This window comes from Arthrobacter sp. TJ-265 (assembly GCF_058269135.1).
In genome coordinates, this window is the sequence record NZ_JBZCND010000001.1 from 1,477,672 (window position 1) to 1,495,007 (window position 17,336).

The following is a 17,336-nucleotide window of genomic DNA, read 5'->3' on the forward strand; positions in this document are numbered from 1 at the left end:
TGCTCGGGCGGTCTGCAGCGGTTGGAGAATGCCGAGCTACTCGGCGGGGGGACTCTGGTTGTAGGAGGCCACGCGCTCCTGGCCCGTGAGTGCGGCGATGCCGTCCATGATGGCGTCGGTCGCGCTCCGGCGCGCGGGCAGCGGATGCCCCGGCCCGGTCTTCGCGAAGACGAGCGGCTCCCCGATCCGCAGGGTGAAGTGCTGGGGCCGGACGCCCTTCCCGCCCGCCGGCTGCAGCGCGTCGGTGCCGATCAGGCCGACGGGCAGCACGGGTGCTCCGGTGGTCAGCGCGAGCCAGCCGACGCCGGTCCGCCCCCGGTAGAGCCGCCCGTCCCGCGAGCGGGTCCCCTCCGGGTAGATGCCGACGCCGTCGCCCTGTTCCAGGAGGTCGAGCAGCGTCCTGAGGGCCTGGACACTGGCGGCCTGCTGGCCGCGTTCCACGGGGATGGACCCCACACCCTCAAAGAACCCCTTCATGAGGGCGCCCTTCACCCCGGTCCCGGTGAAGTACTCGGCCTTCGCGAAGAACGCGACCGGCCGGGGCGTGAGGGCCTGCACCAGCACGCTGTCCAGAAAGGAGAGGTGGTTCGGGGCGACGATGAACGGGCCGTCCTCCGGCACGTTGTGGAGCCCCTCGACGGTGGGCCGGCACAGGCCGGCGATGAGACCGCGCGTGGTGCTGCGCGTCAGGTCATAGATGCCCACGGAGCACCTCCAGCAGGGCGTCGGCGGAGTCCACGACGGCGGCCGCGCCGGCGGCCTGCAGCTCGCCGGGCGCGGCGAAGCCCCAGGTCACCCCGATGCAGGCCAGGCCGTTCGCGGCGGCGCCCTCCACGTCGTGGCGGCGGTCGCCCACCATCACGGCGCGGCGCGCCTGCCCGGCGTCGTACCCGTGGTGCTCGAGGGCGGCCCGGATGATGGGCGTCTTGCCGCCGGCCGTCGTGGCCTCGTCCCGCGGCGAGCCGTGGACGGAGGAGAAGAGGTGTCGGAGCCCCTGGACGGCGAGGAGTTCCTCGGCGAGCCACTCGGGCTTCTGGGTGGCGACGGCGACGGTCGCGCCGCCGTCGAGCAGTGCTTCCACGCACCGCGCGATCCCCGGGTAGGGGCGGCTCCGGGCCATCCCGGTGGCCAGGTAGCCCGCGCGGTAGGTGGCGACGACGTCGGGGACGCGCGCTGCGGGCACCCCGGCGGTCGCGGTCAGCGAGTGGACGAGGGACGGCCCGACCATCGCCTGGAGGGCGTCGTCGGGCGGGACGGGGAATCCGTGGTGCTCGAGGGCGGAACTGATCCCTCCGGTGATGGCTCCTGCGGGGTCGACGAGCGTTCCGTCGAGGTCGAAGAGGATCAGGGAACGCGTAATTGCCACCGGCCAAGCTTGCCATAGCAGCGGGAGGGCAGGCGTCACCCATGCCCTCCCGCGGAGAGCGGGCGCCGGGCGACGCTACCCGGCGGCCTTGGCGAAGACCTCCTTGAGGAAGGTGCCCGTGTAGCTGCGCTCGTTCTTCGAGACCTGCTCCGGGGTGCCGGTCGCGATGATCTGCCCGCCCCCGGAGCCGCCGTCCGGCCCGAGGTCGATGACCCAGTCCGCGCTCTTGATGACGTCGAGGTTGTGCTCGATCGTGATGACGGTGTTGCCCTTGTCCACGAGGCCCTGCAGCACCAGGAGGAGTTTGCGGATGTCCTCGAAGTGCAGGCCCGTGGTCGGCTCGTCGAGGACGTAGATGCTCCGCCCGTTGGAGCGCTTCTGCAGCTCGCTCGCGAGCTTCACGCGCTGCGCCTCGCCGCCGGAGAGCGTGGTGGCGGGCTGACCGAGCCTCACATAGCCGAGGCCCACCTCCACGAGGGTGTTGAGGTGCCGGGCGATGGGGCTGAACGCCGCGAAGAACTCGGCCCCCTCCTCGATCGGCATGTCCAGGACGTCGGCGATGGTCTTGCCCTTGTAGTGCACCTCGAGCGTCTCGCGGTTGTACCGCGCCCCGTGGCACACCTCGCAGGGGACGTAGACGTCGGGCAGGAAGTTCATCTCGATCTTCAGCGTGCCGTCACCGGAGCACGCCTCGCAGCGGCCGCCCTTGACGTTGAAGGAGAAGCGCCCGGGCAGGTAGCCGCGGACCTTCGCCTCGGTGGTCTCGGCGAAGAGCTTCCGGATGTTGTCGAAGACGCCCGTGTAGGTGGCGGGGTTGGAGCGCGGGGTGCGGCCGATGGGGCTCTGGTCCACGTGGATGACCTTGTCGAGGTGCTCCAGCCCGTCGATCCGCTTGTGCCGTCCGGCCACCTGCTTCGCGCCGTTGAGCTTGTTGGCGAGCACCTTGTAAAGGATGTCGTTGACGAGGGTGGACTTGCCCGAGCCGCTGACGCCGGTGACGGCGGTGAGCACCCCGAGCGGGATCGTGGCGTCGACGTTCACGAGGTTGTGCTCGCGCGCGCCGACCACCTTCAGCTGGCGCGAGCGGTCGATCTTCCGACGCTTCGCCGGGATCTCGATCTTCCGGCGCCCCGAGAGGTAGTCGCCGGTCAGTGACCTCTCGTTGGTGAGCAGGTCCTCGAGGAGGCCGGAGTGCACCACCTCGCCGCCGTGCTCGCCTGCGCCGGGGCCGATGTCCACGATCCAGTCGGCCTCGGCGATGGTGTCCTCGTCGTGCTCGACGACGATGAGCGTGTTGCCGAGGTTCCGCAGACGCGTCAGGGTCTCGATCAGCCGGCGGTTGTCCCGCTGGTGCAGGCCGATGGACGGCTCGTCGAGGACGTAGAGCACGCCGACGAGGCCGGAGCCGATCTGCGTGGCGAGCCGGATGCGCTGGGCCTCGCCGCCGGACAGGGTGCCCGAGGCGCGCTCGAGGTTGAGGTATTCGAGGCCGACGTCGAGGAGGAACGTCAGGCGCGCCTGGATCTCCTTGAGCACCTGGTTGGCGATCTGCGCCTCACGGCCGGTCAGGACGAGGTTGTCGAGGAAGTCGGCGCAGTCGCGCATCGGCATCGCGGAGACCTCGGCGATGTTCCGGCCGTTGATCAGGACCGAGAGCGAGGCCGGGTTCAGCCGGGCACCGCCGCAGGTGGGGCACGGGATCTCCCGCATGTACTCCTCGTACCGGTCCCGCGAGGCCTCGGACTCCGTCTCCGTGTGCTTGCGCTGGATGTACTGGATGGCGCCCTCGAAGCCCGTGCTGTACTTCCGCTCCCGGCCGAACCGGTTCCTGTACTGCACGACGACTTTGTGGTCCTTGCCGTACAGCGCGGCTTCGCGGGCGCGGTCCGGCAGCTTGCGCCAGGGCGTCCTGACGTCGAAGTTCAGCTCGGACGCGAGGCCCTCGAGCAGCCGCGTCCAGTACTCGAGGGTCGCCGTTCCGAGCGACCACGGCGCGATCGCGCCCTCGGCGAGGCTGAGGTCGGGGTTGGGGACCACGAGTTCCTCGTCGACCTCGAGCTTGGTCCCGATGCCCGTGCAGGCGGGGCAGGCGCCGAAGGGGTTGTTGAACGAGAAGGAGCGCGGCTCGACCTCGTCGATGGCCAGCGGGTGCTCGTTGGGGCAGGCCAGGTGCTCGGAGAAGGCGTGCAGGCGCTTGGCGTCGTCCTCGGGGAGGTCCACGAATTCGGCGAGGACGCGGCCGTCGGCGAGCTTGAGGGCCGTCTCCACGGAGTCCGTGAGGCGCTGCCGGATACCGCTCTTCACCACGAGCCGGTCGATGATGACCTCGATGGTGTGCTTGTACTGCTTGCCCAGCTTGGGCGGGTCGCTGAGCTGGATGAGCTTGCCGTCCACCCGGGCCCGCGAGTAGCCCTTGGCCGTGAGCTCCTGGAAGAGGTCGACGAACTCGCCCTTGCGTGCCCGGACCACCGGCGCGAGGACCTGGAAGCGCGTCCCCTCCTCGAGTTCGAGGAGCTGGTCCACGATCTGCTGGGGGGTCTGCTTCGCCACCGGCTCGCCGCAGACGGGGCAGTGCGGGCGTCCCACGCGCGCCCACAGCAGGCGCATGTAGTCGTAGATCTCGGTGATCGTGCCCACGGTGGAGCGCGGGTTCTTGCTGGTGGACTTCTGATCGATCGAGACCGCGGGCGAGAGGCCCTCGATGAAGTCGACGTCGGGCTTGTCCACCTGCCCGAGGAACTGCCGTGCGTAGGCGGACAGCGATTCGACGTAGCGCCGCTGCCCTTCCGCGAAGATGGTGTCGAAGGCGAGCGAGGACTTGCCCGATCCGGACAGGCCGGTGAAGACGATCATGGCGTCACGCGGGAGGTCGAGGTCGACGTTCCGCAGGTTGTGTTCGCGTGCACCCTTGACGATTAGCCGGGACAGGTCCTGGGGAGCGGGCTCCGGGTTGTGGGCGTGCTGCTCAAGAGAATTTGCTATAGACACCAGATAACTGTAGGAGAAAAACCGTTCGAAAGCATATTCGAATAGTCCCGGATCCGCGCTGGTACGGCGCCCCTGCGCGTGCCGTTCACCCTCGGCGCAATGCCGCCCTCACCATGGCGACGGCCTCGGCCTCCGGCACCCCGGCGGAGCGGACGACGTCGGCGAACGAGTCGGCGGCGTCGGCCACGCGCCGGCGGGCGGTATCGCCTCCTGCGGCGATGACGGTGCCGGCCCGGCCCCGGGTCTCGACGACGCCGGCCTGCTCCAGCTCGCGGTAGGCCCGGGCGACGGTGTTCGCGGCGATTCCGAGGTGGGTGGCGAGTCCGCGCACGGGCGGCAGGCGCGTGCCGACGGGAGCCTCGCCGGAATTGGCAGCGTCCAGTATCGCCTGCTTGATCTGCTCGAACGGCGGGGTCTTGCTGGCAGCATCTATGCGCAACCACCACTTGATGTCCTGCTCCATGCCCTGTCCCTTCCATCGCGGGTCCGAGGGCCCTGGGCGGCCCGACCTCCTGAGACCCTACCGCCGCCGCGGCCCGACCCCGGGGTCGTTCCCCCGGTGCCCGAGGTGCCCTGCCTACACTGTGCTCATGACCGAGCCCCTGCACGACCTCAGCGACGTGACGATCCGCAGCATCTCCGTGTCGGAGATGGACAACAACGTGTACCTGCTCACCTCGAAGTCGAGTGGCGCCCAGGTGCTGATCGACGCCGCGGACGACGCCCCCGCCATCCTCGGGCTCCTCGCCGACGCGCAGGAGGACACCGACGCCGAGGCCCGCGTGGCGCTGATCGTCACCACGCATTCGCACTGGGACCATGTCAGGGCGCTGGCGGAGGTCCGGGAGGCGACGATGGCCCGCACCGCGGCCGGCGAGGACGACGTCGCGGACATCGCCGTGCCGACGGACGTCCCGCTGAAGCACCACGACGTCGGCTCCTTCGAGGGCTTCGAGCTGGAGGCGATCCATCTCCGCGGCCACACCCCCGGGTCCGTCGCGCTCCTGTATCGCGACCCCCACGGGCCTGCGCACCTCTTCACGGGCGATTCGCTGTTCCCCGGCGGCCTCGGCAACACCCAGGGCGACGCCGACCGCTTCGCGTCCCTGTACGAGGACGTGGTGACGCGGATCTTCGACGACCTGCCCGACGACACCGTGGTGCACCCGGGGCACGGCCGGGGCACCACGCTCGGCGCGGAGCGCGGATCGCTCATGGAGTGGAGGCAGCGCGGCTGGTGACCGCGGCGACCCGTCAGGGGGACCGGTGCCCGACGGCGAAGATGCGGCGGAACCCGAACACCGTGCCGTGCTGCCCGGCGGGGTATGCCCGGCGCAGCAGTTCCCCGTAGCCTGCCTCGAACTCCTCGGCCTCGTCCGCGGACAGCGCGTCCAGGATCGGCCGCAGGCCGGTGCCGCGTACCCAGCCGAGGACGGCGTCCTCCCCCGGCAGCACCTGCTCGTACGTCGTCTCCCAGACATCCGCCTGCAGTCCCGCGGAGAGCAGGAGCCCGAGGTAGTCGGAGGGCTCGCCCACGGCATCGTCGTGGCGCAGGACGCCCTCGAGCCGGGCGGCCCACCGCGGGCTCGCCGCGTGGTCGCGCATCAGCGCGTGCGATGGTGCCGAGAAGTTGCCGGGAACCTGGACCGCGAGCCAGCCGTCCTCGGGGAGCGCCCGAGCCCATCGACCGAGCAGGCCGGCGTGACCGGGCACCCACTGGAGCGCGGCATTCGTGACGATCACGTCGTCGCCTCCCGGCGTGTAGTCGCGCAGGTCGCGGACCTCGAACCGCAGGTTCGGCAGCGCCGGCCGCTGCCGCGCGGCGTCGATCATCTCCACACTGGCGTCGAGACCGGTCACCTGCGCGTCCGGCCAGCGGTGGGCGAGCGTCTCCGTCAGATCGCCGGGGCCGCACCCCAGATCCACGACGGTCCGTGGAGCATCATGTCCCACCCGCGCGACGAGGTCGAAGAACGGCCGCCCACGATGTCCCGCGTGGCGGGCGTACAGTCCAGGATCCCAGCGCATGGCCCACCCTAACCTCCGCCGAACCGTGCACCGGTAGGCTGAACGGATCATGACGATCCAAGAGCACCTCCCCCGGCACGACGACGGCCGACTCACCGCGGACGCGGTCTACGAGGCCTTCACCGGCTGGGCGACGGGCCGCGGCCTGACCCTGTACCCGGCGCAGGACGAGGCCGCGATGGAACTGGTCTCCGGCAACAACGTCATCCTCGCGACGCCCACCGGCTCGGGGAAGTCCCTCGTCGCGATCGCCGCCCACCTGAAGTCCTTCGCCGAGGGCCGCACCAGCTACTACACGGCACCGATCAAGGCCCTCGTGTCCGAGAAGTTCTTCGCACTGTGCGACATCTTCGGACCGGAGAACGTCGGCATGATCACGGGCGACTCCGGCGTGAACCAGGACGCCCCGATCATCTGCTGCACCGCGGAGATCCTCGCCAACATCGCGCTGCGGGAGGGCGCCCAGGCGGACGTCGACACCGTGGTCATGGACGAGTTCCACTTCTACTCGGACCCTCAGCGCGGCTGGGCGTGGCAGGTGCCGCTCCTCGAACTCCCGCAGGCCCAGTTCCTCCTCATGTCGGCGACCCTCGGCGACGTCACGCGCTTCGAGAAGGACCTCACCGAGCGCACCGGCCGGGCGACGGCGACCGTCACCTCGGTGGAGCGCCCCATCCCGCTCCACTACTACTACGTCGAGACGCCCATCCAGGAGTCCCTCGAGGAACTGCTGTCCACGCGGCAGGCTCCCGTCTACGTGGTGCACTTTAGCCAGGCCGAGGCGATCGAACGCGCGCAGAACCTCATGAGCGTCAACGTCTGCACCCGCGAGGAGAAGGACCGCATCGCGGAGCTGATCGCGACCTTCCGGTTCTCCGCCGGCTTCGGGAAGACCCTCAACCGGCTGGTGCGCCACGGCATCGGCGTGCACCACGCCGGGATGCTGCCCAAGTACCGGCGGCTCGTCGAGCAGCTCGCCCAGGCCGGCCTGCTCAAGGTCATCTGCGGGACCGACACCCTCGGCGTGGGCATCAACGTGCCGATCCGCACCGTGCTACTCACCGCCCTCAGCAAGTACGACGGCGTCCGCACGCGCCTGCTCAACGCGCGGGAGTTCCACCAGATCTCGGGCCGCGCCGGCCGCGCGGGCTACGACACCGCGGGCACCGTCGTCGTCCAGGCACCCGAGCACGTCGTGGAGAACGCCAAGGCCATGGCGAAGGCGGTGTCGAAGTTCGGCGACGACCAGAAGAAGCTGCGTCAGGTGGTGCGGAAGAAGCCCCAGCAGGGCTTCGTCTCCTGGGGCAAGCCCACCTACGAGCGGCTCGTGGAGAGCATTCCGGATCCCCTGGCGTCGTCGTTCTCCGTCAGCCATTCCATGCTGCTGAACCTCCTCGAGCGGCCGGGCGACCCCTTCACGGCCACCAAGCGGCTTCTGACCGAGAACCACGAGACACGGGCGTCCCAGCTCACGCTCATGCGCCGGGCCATCGGTATCTACCGCGAACTCGTCACCGCCGGCATCGTCGAGAAGCTCCCCGAGCCCGAACCGGGCGGCCGCCGCGTACGGCTCAAGGTGCACCTGCAGGCCAACTTCGCCCTCAACCAGCCGCTCTCCCCCTTCGCGATGGCGAGCCTGGAACTGCTCGACCCGGAGGCGCCGGGCTACGCGCTCGACGTGGTCTCGGTCATCGAGGCCACGCTCGAGAAGCCCCGCCAGGTCCTCAACGCGCAGGAGAAGAAGGCCCGCGGCGAGGCGGTGGCCGCGATGAAGGCCGAGGGCATCGACTACGACGCCCGGATGGCGCGCCTCGAGGAGGTCAGCTACCCCAAGCCCCTCGAGGAACTGCTGCAGCAGGCGTTCGACGTCTACCGGGCGTCCGCGCCGTGGCTCGGCGACTTCGAGCTGGCCCCGAAGTCCGTGGTGCGGGACATGTACGAGCGGGCCATGAGCTTTGGCGAGTACGTGGCGTTCTACTCCCTCACCCGGTCCGAGGGGATCCTCCTGCGCTACCTCGCCGACTGCTACAAGGCGCTGCGCCACACCGTGCCCGTCGAGGCGTTGCGCGAGGACCTCAGCGACATCCTCGAGTGGCTCGGGGAACTGGTCCGCCAGGTCGACAGCAGCCTGCTCGACGAGTGGACGCAGCTGGCGGCCGGCCTCACCCCGTCCGCCGCGGTGGACGCCGTCGACCTGCCGGACGAGCCGCCGTCCGTCACGTCCAACGAACGGGCCTTCCGCGTGATGGTGCGCAACGAGATGTTCCAGCGGGTCAAGCTCTTCGCCGACGAGCAGGACGCCGCGCTCGGCGCGCTCGACGCCGACTCCGGCTGGACCGCCGATCGTTGGGCCGAGGCCCTGGACGGCTACTTCGGCGACTACGAGGACATCGACGACGGCCCCGACGCCCGCGGGCCGAACCTCCTGCTCATCACCAGGACCCCCACCGCGTGGAAGGTGCGGCAGATCCTGAAGGACCCGGAGGGCAACAACGACTGGGGAATCAACGCCGAGATCGACCTCGCAGCATCCGACGACGCCGGCAGCCCGGTCGTCAGGATCCTCGGTGTCGGGGGGCCGGCGGCCGGCTGACCCGGCCCCGCACCGGCCGCGCCGCCTCCGGCCCTGCACCTTGGCTAGGCTGGAGGAATGACTACCATTCGGGAAGCACGGCCGGCGGACGTTCCGGTCATCCTCCAGCTCATCCATGACCTGGCCCTCTACGAGCGGGAGCCGGACGCCGTCCGGAACACCGTTGCGTCGCTCGAAGCGGCCCTGTTCGGTGAGCGGCCCACGATCTACGCCCACGTGGCGGAGGTCCGCGGGGAGGTCCAGGGCTTCGCGCTCTGGTTCCTCAACTACTCCACCTGGGAGGGCGTCAACGGCATCTACCTCGAGGACCTCTACGTGCGGCCCGAGGCACGCGGAGCGGGGTACGGGAAGGCGCTCCTGGCGAACCTCGCCCGGATCGCCACCGAACGCGGTTACGCCCGCGTGGAATGGTCGGTGCTCAACTGGAACGAGCCGTCCATCCGCTTCTACGAGAGCCTCGGCGCGGCGGCGCAGTCCGAGTGGAGCACGTTCCGGCTGACGGGCGATGCGCTCGCCGACGTCGCCGCCCTGTGACCGGGCCGGCCGCCGGACGGGACGCCCCGGATGGGACCGCTCCCGATCACACCGCGGAGCACACCGTCGGCAGGACCGCCGTCATGCGGGGCCTGCGCGCCACCGGCCACGTGTTCCGGGTCCCGCTCGACCACGCGGACCCGGCGTCCCCCCGCATCGAGGTGTTCGCCCGCGAGTACTCCTCCACCGAACACGCCGACGACGACGTGGCCGGGCTCCCCTGGCTCCTGTTCCTGCAGGGCGGCCCGGGCGGCCGGGGCGTGCGCACCACGCAGCTCTCGGGCTGGATGAAGGCCGCGGCCCGGGACTTCCGGATCCTCATGCTCGACCAGCGCGGCACCGGGCTCTCGACGCCGGCCGACGCCGCGACCCTCGGCGTCCTGCGAAGCCCGCAGGCCCAGGCCGACTACCTCGCCCACTTCCGCGCCGACTCGATCGTCGCCGATGCCGAACTCATCCGTGATCGGCTGGGCAGCGGACCCTGGACGGTCTTCGGGCAGAGCTACGGAGGCTTCTGCACCCTCACGTACCTCTCGAAGGCGCCGGAGGGCGTCGAACGGGCGCTGATCACCGGCGGGCTGGCACCCCTGGCGGGTTCGCCCGACCAGGTGTACCGGGCGACGTTCGCGCGCGTCGAGGAACGCAACGCCGAGTACTTCGGGTGGTACCCGGAGGATCGGGGCCGCGTCACGCGCATCGCCCGCCACCTCGACCGCGTGGAGGAGTTCCTCCCGAGCGGTGAGCGGCTCACGGTGCGGCGGTTCCAGATGGTCGGCTCCTTCCTCGGCGGCAACACGCGCGTCCACGGCCTCCACTACCTGCTGGAGGACGCATTCACGACGACGGCGGACGGGCCGCGCCTGTCGGCGTCGTTCCTCGAGCAGGTCCACGCCGTCGTGAGCCGGGCGGCGCAGCCGCTCTACGCGCTGCTGCACGAGTCGATCTACTGCCAGGGGCCGGCCTCGTCGTGGTCCGCCGCGCGGGTCCTCGAGGAGTACCCCGGGTTCAGGGACGATGCCGGGGAGGTCCTCCTCACGGGAGAGATGGTCTACCCGTGGTACTTCGAGGAGGACCCGGCGCTCCGTCCGCTGCGGGCGGTCGCCGACGTCCTCGCGGGGAAGACCGACTGGGGCCCCCTGTACGACGAGGACGTCTTGGCGACCAACACCGTCCCGGTCGCGGCGGCCGTGTACCGCCACGACATCTACGTCGACAGGGACCTGTCATTGGCGACGGCGGCGTCGGTACGGAACCTGGAAGTCTGGGAGACGGACGAGTTCCACCACGACGGCATTGCCGACGACGGCGAGGCGATCTTCGAGCGGCTGCTCGGTATGGCGCGCAGCTAGCGGAGAACCTCGTCGCCCGCGCCCGGGCCGCTGTCCGAGCGCGCCCGGATCCGTTCCCGCGGACGTCCGGCAGGGAGGCCTAGGAGCCAGGGCTTGAACCAGATGCCCGTCCCTCCTGTCCTCGCTGCACTGCTCCGAGGAGGACCTGGATCCCGGCGCCGAGCACGAGCAGGTTGAGGAGCATCTGGACCGTGACGACGAGGCGCGCCGGCGGGCTCGTCGGCGAGATGTCCCCGAAGCCGACGGTGGCGAAGATCGTGACGGTGAAGTAGAGGGTGTCAAGGCGGGTCAGGCCCTGAGCGCCGAAGGTGTCCGGCTCGGTGCCGGCCATCACGAAGTACGTGACGGCGAACACGAGCAGGTACAGGGATCCTGTGACGGCGAAGGCCTGAGTGGCTCGGACTCGTGGGTGGGCCGCCCGGGTGATCGCGCGCACCTCCCACGTGGTGACGCCGACCAGGAGCAGCAACGCGATGACGAGCGTGACCACTGGCGCATCGGTGACGAGGTCGAGGGGCACGAGGAAGTAGAGCGCGACGAACACCACCGCCGATCCAAGAGCGCGGAGCAGTCCCCGTGCGATGAGGCCACGTCGCTTCGCCGGCGACAATGCCCGCGGATCGGGCTCAGTCACGGCGGAGACGCCGTTTCACGATTCCAGCTACCGCAAGCCATGTCGGTGGCGGCTGTTCGATGCCGTGGGAGGTGCAGCCCTCTCACCCGAGTGGCTCCACAGTCGCCCGATCATGGCGAGGTGGACGACGCGCCCGACGGTCAGCGAGGCGAGAAGCACGGCCATGAGCACGAACAGCCATCCGATGTACGAGAAGGCCAGGCCGAGGACACCGAACTCGTCGGCCGAGGCCGCGAAGACCCGGGGAAGGTAGACGCGGCCGACTGCCGTGGCCCCGGCGATTCCCAGTCCGGCAAGGATCGATCCCGGCAGGAGTGCCTGCAGGCTGACGGTGCGGTTGACCACGAGCCATGAGGCGATCCACCACAGCAGGCACCAGATCGCCGCCTCCAGGGTGAATCCGAGCACCGAGATCGCGCCCGTGCCACGCACGACGCTGCGGGTGGTGATGATCAGCAGGAGCCCGATGACGATGGCGATGATCGCAGCGACCCAGCGCCAGGCGAAACGGAGGCCCACCTTCGGTGTTTTCCAGATCTTGCGGAAGCAGCGCTCGAGTGCCCGGGTGAAGGCGGTCGCGGCGATGAGCAGCAGCAACACACTGGCGACCTGCGTGAAGGTGACTCCCTCGGCAGGGTCCGGCATCGACTGCTGCACGAGTTCTGCCGTGTCCTGGTCGAGGCTGAGGCTCTCGGCGAAGAGCGAATCCGCCTCCGGGTTCACGCTTCCCCGCAACGAACCGGTCACGATGAGGATCGGCAGGATGGACGTGAACGCCTGGGCCGCGAGCGTCATCGCCCGATCGAAGAGCTCGAGGTCGCGGAGGTCGCGGAGGTCGCGGAGGGAGCGCACCACGACGCGCCCCACCGTCGAGCGCACGCCGGCCCGCATGAGCCTGTTCGCCTGCAACTGGATCGGCACTGCCCCGCCTCACTCCACGATGTCTTCGACGTCGGACCCGAGGGCCGGGTCATGCTCGCCGAAGGGCGGGGCGGATGGGCCTCCCGCCATGAGTGCTGCGATCTGCTTCCTGTGGTTCGAGGCCACATCGTCCTCCGCGTCGTCCGTGGGGCGGGTGGTTCCGGTCCTGCCATCGAGCGGCGGAACGGGAACGACTCCGTGATCATCACCATTGGACGACTCCACGGTGGGCGCCGCATCACGTGGACAGGGTGAGAAGCCCGTCCCGCTGTCGAGGCCACCGCCGTTTCTCCCCGGGACGGCGGGCACACAGAAGGGACCCCGCACGCGGTGTGCGGGGTCCCTTCGTCTCGCGTGGGTTGCGGGTGGAGCCTAGCGGCGGGGCCCCTGCACCTCGGCCTCGTCGGCAGCCTCGGCGAGCCCGACGTCGACCGCGGGGGCGTCCGACGTACCGTGCGTGGCCTCGTTCGTGGTTTCCTCGGTGGCCGTCCCGGTGACCCTGGAGCGGATGAGGCTGGCGATCACGGCGACCACGATGGTGGCGACGATCACGGCCAGTGACACGAAGGTGGGGATCTCGGGGGCCCACTCGATGTGCTCGCCACCGTTGATGAAGGGCAGTTCATTGACGTGCATGGCGTGCAGGATGAGCTTGATGCCGATGAACGCGAGGATCACGGAGAGCGCGTGCTTGAGGTAGATGAGGCGCGTCATCAGGCCGCCGAGCAGGAAGTACAGCTGGCGAAGGCCCATGAGCGCGAAGATGTTCGCCGTGAACACGATGAAGGCGCTCTGCGTGAGGCCGAAGATCGCGGGGATGGAGTCGACGGCGAACAGGAGATCGGTGAGGCCGATCGTCACGAAGACGATCAGCATCGGCGTGAAGACCTTCTTGCCGTCGACCACGGTACGGATCTTGTTGCCGTCGTAGGAGTCGGACATCGGCAGGACCGAGCGGAGCTTCGCGATGAGCTTGTTGTCACCGGCGTCCGCCTCGTCCTCGCCCCCGTCGGTGGCCTGCTTGTAGGCGGTGTAGAGGAGGAAAGCGCCGAAGATGAAGAAAATCCAGCTGAAGTTCTCGATCACGGCGGCACCGAGGGCGATGAAGATTCCGCGCAGTACCAGGGCGATGATGATGCCCACCATGAGCACCTCCTGCTGGTACTTCCGGGGCACCGAGAAGCGCGCCATGATGATGATGAACACGAAGAGGTTGTCGATGCTGAGGCTGTACTCGGTGATCCAGCCGGCCACGAACTGGCCGCCGTACTCCGGCCCGGTGAAGACGAACATCAGGGCGGCGAACACCAGGGCGAGGCCCACGTAGAACGCGACCCAGAGTCCCGCTTCCTTCATCGAGGGCTCATGCGGGCGCTTGACCACGAGCAGCAGATCGAACAGCAGGATCAGGCCGAGCACGATGAACGTGCCGACCTCGAACGCTACGGGCAATGCGGGCATGAAGTACCTTCCGGGGGTGCTGTGGATCGCCGTGAGTCTCTCCGCCGCCGGGTCGAACCGGCCGGCCGCTACGCCCGGCGGGGCAGTTGTGCCCCGCGTGCTGACGTCCGTAGCGCTTAGGGATACTCCCTCACGTCGGCACAATGCTACCCGGCGAGCGGGAAGGCCGACGAACCAGCCCCCTGGGTGCTCCTCCGCCGGCCTTCTTGACACGGTGCTGGAGGTCCTGCAGGCCGCGACCAGCGGCCCGCCTGGACTCAGGCGTGCCCGGCGGACTGCATCTGCCGCAGCTCCTTCTTCAGGTCCCCCACCTCGTCGCGCAGGCGCCCGGCCAGCTCGAACTGCAGCTCGGCGGCGGCCGCGTGCATCTGGTCCGTGAGCTGCTGGATCAGGTCCGTGAGGTCCTCGGCGGGAACCGATGCCAGGCCCTCGTGGCGCCCGGCGCCCTTCTTCGGTTTGCGGGACTTGCCGGCTTCCTCGAGCAGGGCGCGGGTGTCGGCGTCCTCGCGGTTGATCGTGTCGGTGATGTCGGCGATCCGCTTCCTGAGCGGCGTGGGGTCGATGCCGTGCTTCAGGTTGTGGGCCACCTGGATCTCCCGGCGCCGGTTGGTCTCGTCGATCGCGCGCTCCATCGAGTCCGTGATGCGGTCCGCGTACATGTGGACCTCCCCGGACACGTTGCGTGCTGCACGTCCGATCGTCTGGATGAGGGACGTCGCGCTGCGGAGGAAGCCCTCCTTGTCCGCGTCGAGGATGCTGACGAGCGACACCTCGGGCAGGTCGAGCCCCTCGCGCAGCAGGTTGATGCCCACCAGGACGTCGAAAGTCCCCATACGCAGTTCGCGCAGCAGCTCCACCCGGCGCAGCGTGTCGACGTCGGAGTGGAGGTACTCGACCTTCACCCCGTGCTCGAGCAGGTACCCGGTGAGGTCCTCGGCCATGCGCTTGGTGAGCGTGGTGACCAGGACGCGCTCGTTGATCGCCACGCGCTTCCGGATCTCGTCCAGCAGGTCGTCGATCTGGCCCTTGGTGGGCTTGACGACCACCTCGGGATCGACGAGGCCGGTCGGGCGGATGATCTGCTGCACGAAGCCGTCGGCCTTGCCCAGCTCGTACTTGCCCGGGGTGGCAGACAGGTAGACCGTCTGCCCGATGCGGTCCTGGAACTCGTCCCACTTCAGCGGGCGGTTGTCCATCGCGGACGGCAGGCGGAACCCGTGGTCCACGAGGGTCCGCTTCCGCGAGGAGTCACCCTCGAACATGGCACCGATCTGCGGGATGGTCACGTGCGATTCGTCGACGACCAGCAGGAAGTCGTCGGGGAAGTAGTCGAGCAGGCAGTGGGGCGCCGAGGCGGGATCGCGGCCGTCGATGTGCCGTGAGTAGTTCTCGATGCCGTTGCAGAAGCCCATCTGCTGCATCATCTCGAGGTCGTACGTCACCCGCATGCGGAGGCGCTGCGCCTCGACCAGCTTGTTCTGCGCTTCGAGTTCCGCCAGGCGCTGCTGCAGTTCGTCCTCGATGTCCTTGATCGCCCGCGTCATGCGGTCCTCGCCCGCGACGTAGTGGGAGGCGGGGAAGACGTACATCTCCTCCTCCTCGCGGATCACGTTCCCGGTCAGCGGGTCGAGGGTGTAGATGTTCTCCACCTCGTCCCCGAAGAACTCGATCCGCAGCGCGTGCTCCTCGTACATCGGGATGATCTCCACCGTGTCACCGCGCACCCGGAACGTGCCGCGGTGGAAGTCCATGTCGTTCCGCGTGTACTGCATGCCCACGAACTGCCGCAGCAGTGCATCCCGGTTCATCTGGTCGCCGCGGCGCAGCGTCACCATCTTGTTGATGTACTCCTCGGGCGTGCCGAGGCCGTAGATGCAGGAGACGGTGGCGACGACGATGACGTCGCGGCGCGTAAGCAGCGCGTTGGTCGCGGAGTGCCGGAGGCGCTCGACCTCCTCGTTGATGGAGGAGTCCTTCTCGATGAAAGTGTCCGTCTGCGGGACGTAGGCCTCGGGCTGGTAGTAGTCGTAGTACGAGACGAAGTACTCGACGGCGTTGTTGGGCAGCAGCTCCCGGAACTCGTTGGCGAGCTGCGCGGCGAGCGTCTTGTTCTGCACCATGACCAGGGTGGGGCGCTGCACCTGCTCGATCAGCCAGGCGGTCGTGGCGCTCTTGCCGGTGCCGGTGGCGCCGAGGAGGACGACGTCCTTCTCCCCCGCGTTGATGCGCTCCGCCAGTTCCGTGATCGCCGTGGGCTGGTCGCCCGCCGGCGTGTACTCGCTGATGACCTCGAACGGGGCGACCACACGCTTGATTTCCTGCGCAAGACTCATGTCTCAACGGTAGTCCCTGCCACCGACACTTCCCCCGCCGATCTGCTCGCGGCTGAAAGCCCCCGGGCACCTCGCACGGACCTCAGGCGGGGTTCGTCTCCGGGCCGACCGTCACGGTCACGTCGATCGCCGGATCGGCCGCCCGATGGAGCGCCGTCGACGGTCCTCCTCCGTGGCCGGCGGCGCGCTCGTCCCTCGGGAATCCCGCCCCGGCCACCGCGTCCGACGCCGCGCCGACGTCCCCGGCGCGCGGGACGGTGACGCGAAGGGACGCCTGCGCGTCGACGGCGCCCGCTTCGTCCGGCGCTTCGTCCGGGACGTCGACCGGGACCTCGTCCGGGTCGACTGAACAACCCGGCGGGAGGACGGCGTCCAGCTTCCCGCGGACGCGGTCGGTGAGTCCGCTGGTCCCCGCGAGGCCCGTCGTCGGGCGCGTCGCGCGTCCGTCCGCGGGCCTCCGCTCCGCCAGGTTGTCGCGGAACGGCACGATGCGCGTCCGCCACAGGCCGTCCGTCGCCGCGAGGAGCTGGTCGACGCCGCGATCGTTGGCGATCACGGCGTCCGCCGCGCGGAGCCGGTCCTCACGGGACGCCTGCGCCGCGATGCGCCGCTCGGCATCGCCCCGATCCATCCCGCGCAGTTCCACCATCCGTTCGATCCGCAGGGCGTCGGGGGCGTCGACGACGACGACGAGGTGGAAGCGTGCGGCCTGCCCGGTCTCGACCAGGAGCGGGATGTCCTCGACGACCACGGCGTCCTCCGGCGCTCCGTCGATGAGGGCCGCGGCCGCGGCCCGCACGCGCGGGTGGACGATGGCGTTGAGGCGCTCGCGGGCGGCCGCGTCGGCGAAGACGAGGCGCCCCAGCGCGGGCCGGTCGAGCGCACCGTCGGTGCCGAGGATCTCCGGCCCGAACGCGGCCACGACGGCGCGGAGCCCCTCCGACCCCGGCTCGACCGCCGCACGGGCCAGGACGTCCGCGTCCACCAGGACGGCTCCCAGCTCGGCGAACCGGCGGGCCACCACCGACTTCCCCGCGGCGATGCCCCCTGTGAGTCCGATACGCAGCATGAGCCAACCCTAGTCCGCGCCACGCCGCGTGCTGTCAAGGCATCCCCCGTCGACCTTGCC

Annotated in this window: 14 protein-coding genes; 4 read left to right on the forward strand and 10 right to left on the reverse strand. The window is 69.7% G+C overall.

The window, feature by feature from the left end:
* Positions 1–36: 36 nt before the first annotated feature.
* From AC4D2E_RS07095 to AC4D2E_RS07110, 4 genes are all read right to left on the reverse strand, one after another.
* Positions 37–705, reverse strand: a complete 669-nt coding sequence (locus AC4D2E_RS07095) for a lysophospholipid acyltransferase family protein (protein ID WP_490952091.1) — start codon at positions 703–705, stop codon at positions 37–39.
* Positions 692–1,366 (reverse strand): HAD hydrolase-like protein, encoded by a 675-nt coding sequence (locus AC4D2E_RS07100; protein WP_490952092.1) that lies wholly within the window; start codon positions 1,364–1,366, stop codon positions 692–694. Before AC4D2E_RS07100 ends, AC4D2E_RS07095 begins: the two co-directional genes overlap by 14 nt.
* 75 nt (positions 1,367–1,441) lie before the next feature.
* Positions 1,442–4,354 (reverse strand): excinuclease ABC subunit UvrA, encoded by a 2,913-nt coding sequence (uvrA, locus tag AC4D2E_RS07105; protein WP_104164803.1) that lies wholly within the window; start codon positions 4,352–4,354, stop codon positions 1,442–1,444.
* Positions 4,355–4,439: 85 nt separating this feature from the next.
* A complete protein-coding gene (locus AC4D2E_RS07110) occupies positions 4,440–4,817 on the reverse strand; it encodes a GntR family transcriptional regulator (RefSeq protein WP_490909260.1) in 378 nt (125 codons plus the stop codon).
* A 127-nt stretch (positions 4,818–4,944) separates the two neighbouring features.
* Between AC4D2E_RS07110 and AC4D2E_RS07115 the strand changes: the two genes are divergently transcribed.
* A complete protein-coding gene (locus AC4D2E_RS07115) occupies positions 4,945–5,595 on the forward strand; it encodes an MBL fold metallo-hydrolase (protein ID WP_490952093.1) in 651 nt (216 codons plus the stop codon).
* A gap of 13 nt (positions 5,596–5,608) precedes the next feature.
* On the opposite strand, the gene AC4D2E_RS07120 is transcribed toward AC4D2E_RS07115, so the two are convergent.
* Positions 5,609–6,382, reverse strand: coding sequence for a trans-aconitate 2-methyltransferase (locus AC4D2E_RS07120; RefSeq protein WP_490952094.1), 774 nt, complete (start codon positions 6,380–6,382; stop codon positions 5,609–5,611).
* Between the two features lie 49 nt (positions 6,383–6,431).
* Between AC4D2E_RS07120 and AC4D2E_RS07125 the strand changes: the two genes are divergently transcribed.
* The 3 genes from AC4D2E_RS07125 to AC4D2E_RS07135 all read left to right on the forward strand — a co-directional run bounded on the left by AC4D2E_RS07125 (position 6,432) and on the right by AC4D2E_RS07135 (position 10,858).
* The gene (locus tag AC4D2E_RS07125; RefSeq protein WP_490952095.1) at positions 6,432–8,975 is read left to right on the forward strand and encodes a DEAD/DEAH box helicase; all 2,544 of its coding nucleotides are present in this window, start codon (positions 6,432–6,434) and stop codon (positions 8,973–8,975) included.
* A 57-nt stretch (positions 8,976–9,032) separates the two neighbouring features.
* Positions 9,033–9,509: a GNAT family N-acetyltransferase gene (locus AC4D2E_RS07130; protein WP_490952096.1), complete on the forward strand. Its 477-nt coding sequence runs from the start codon at positions 9,033–9,035 to the stop codon at positions 9,507–9,509.
* A gap of 83 nt (positions 9,510–9,592) precedes the next feature.
* Complete coding sequence (locus AC4D2E_RS07135) at positions 9,593–10,858, forward strand: alpha/beta fold hydrolase (RefSeq protein ID WP_490952097.1); 1,266 nt, start codon at positions 9,593–9,595, stop codon at positions 10,856–10,858.
* Positions 10,859–10,937: 79 nt separating this feature from the next.
* Here AC4D2E_RS07135 and AC4D2E_RS07140 read toward each other — a convergent pair whose 3' ends face one another.
* The 5 genes from AC4D2E_RS07140 to coaE all read right to left on the reverse strand — a co-directional run bounded on the left by AC4D2E_RS07140 (position 10,938) and on the right by coaE (position 17,276).
* Positions 10,938–11,492 carry a potassium channel family protein gene (locus tag AC4D2E_RS07140; protein ID WP_490952098.1) on the reverse strand — a complete coding sequence of 185 codons (555 nt, stop codon included), beginning with the start codon at positions 11,490–11,492 and terminating at the stop codon, positions 10,938–10,940.
* A gap of 27 nt (positions 11,493–11,519) precedes the next feature.
* Positions 11,520–12,413, reverse strand: a complete 894-nt coding sequence (locus tag AC4D2E_RS07145; protein WP_490952099.1) for a YhjD/YihY/BrkB family envelope integrity protein — start codon at positions 12,411–12,413, stop codon at positions 11,520–11,522.
* 372 nt (positions 12,414–12,785) lie between these two features.
* The gene (locus tag AC4D2E_RS07150; protein WP_490952100.1) at positions 12,786–13,874 is read right to left on the reverse strand and encodes a TerC family protein; all 1,089 of its coding nucleotides are present in this window, start codon (positions 13,872–13,874) and stop codon (positions 12,786–12,788) included.
* A 257-nt stretch (positions 13,875–14,131) separates the two neighbouring features.
* On the reverse strand, positions 14,132–16,207 hold the full coding sequence (gene uvrB / locus AC4D2E_RS07155; RefSeq protein ID WP_490952101.1) for an excinuclease ABC subunit UvrB: 2,076 nt from the start codon (positions 16,205–16,207) through the stop codon (positions 14,132–14,134).
* A gap of 82 nt (positions 16,208–16,289) precedes the next feature.
* Positions 16,290–17,276, reverse strand: a complete 987-nt coding sequence (coaE, locus tag AC4D2E_RS07160) for a dephospho-CoA kinase (RefSeq protein ID WP_490952102.1) — start codon at positions 17,274–17,276, stop codon at positions 16,290–16,292.
* Positions 17,277–17,336: the final 60 nt, after the last annotated feature.

Excerpts from the sequence above, each read along its gene's own strand:
- AC4D2E_RS07130 (WP_490952096.1), top strand. The coding sequence starts at position 9,033 with ATGACTACCATTCGGGAAGCACGGCCGGCGGACGTTCCGGTCATCCTC.
- AC4D2E_RS07125 (WP_490952095.1), top strand. The coding sequence starts at position 6,432 with ATGACGATCCAAGAGCACCTCCCCCGGCACGACGACGGCCGACTCACC.
- AC4D2E_RS07115 (WP_490952093.1), top strand. The coding sequence starts at position 4,945 with ATGACCGAGCCCCTGCACGACCTCAGCGACGTGACGATCCGCAGCATC.
- AC4D2E_RS07120 (WP_490952094.1), bottom strand. The coding sequence starts at position 6,382 with ATGCGCTGGGATCCTGGACTGTACGCCCGCCACGCGGGACATCGTGGG.
- coaE (WP_490952102.1), bottom strand. The coding sequence starts at position 17,276 with ATGCTGCGTATCGGACTCACAGGGGGCATCGCCGCGGGGAAGTCGGTG.
- uvrB (WP_490952101.1), bottom strand. The coding sequence starts at position 16,207 with ATGAGTCTTGCGCAGGAAATCAAGCGTGTGGTCGCCCCGTTCGAGGTC.
- AC4D2E_RS07135 (WP_490952097.1), top strand. The coding sequence starts at position 9,593 with ATGCGGGGCCTGCGCGCCACCGGCCACGTGTTCCGGGTCCCGCTCGAC.
- AC4D2E_RS07150 (WP_490952100.1), bottom strand. The coding sequence starts at position 13,874 with ATGCCCGCATTGCCCGTAGCGTTCGAGGTCGGCACGTTCATCGTGCTC.
- AC4D2E_RS07110 (WP_490909260.1), bottom strand. The coding sequence starts at position 4,817 with ATGGAGCAGGACATCAAGTGGTGGTTGCGCATAGATGCTGCCAGCAAG.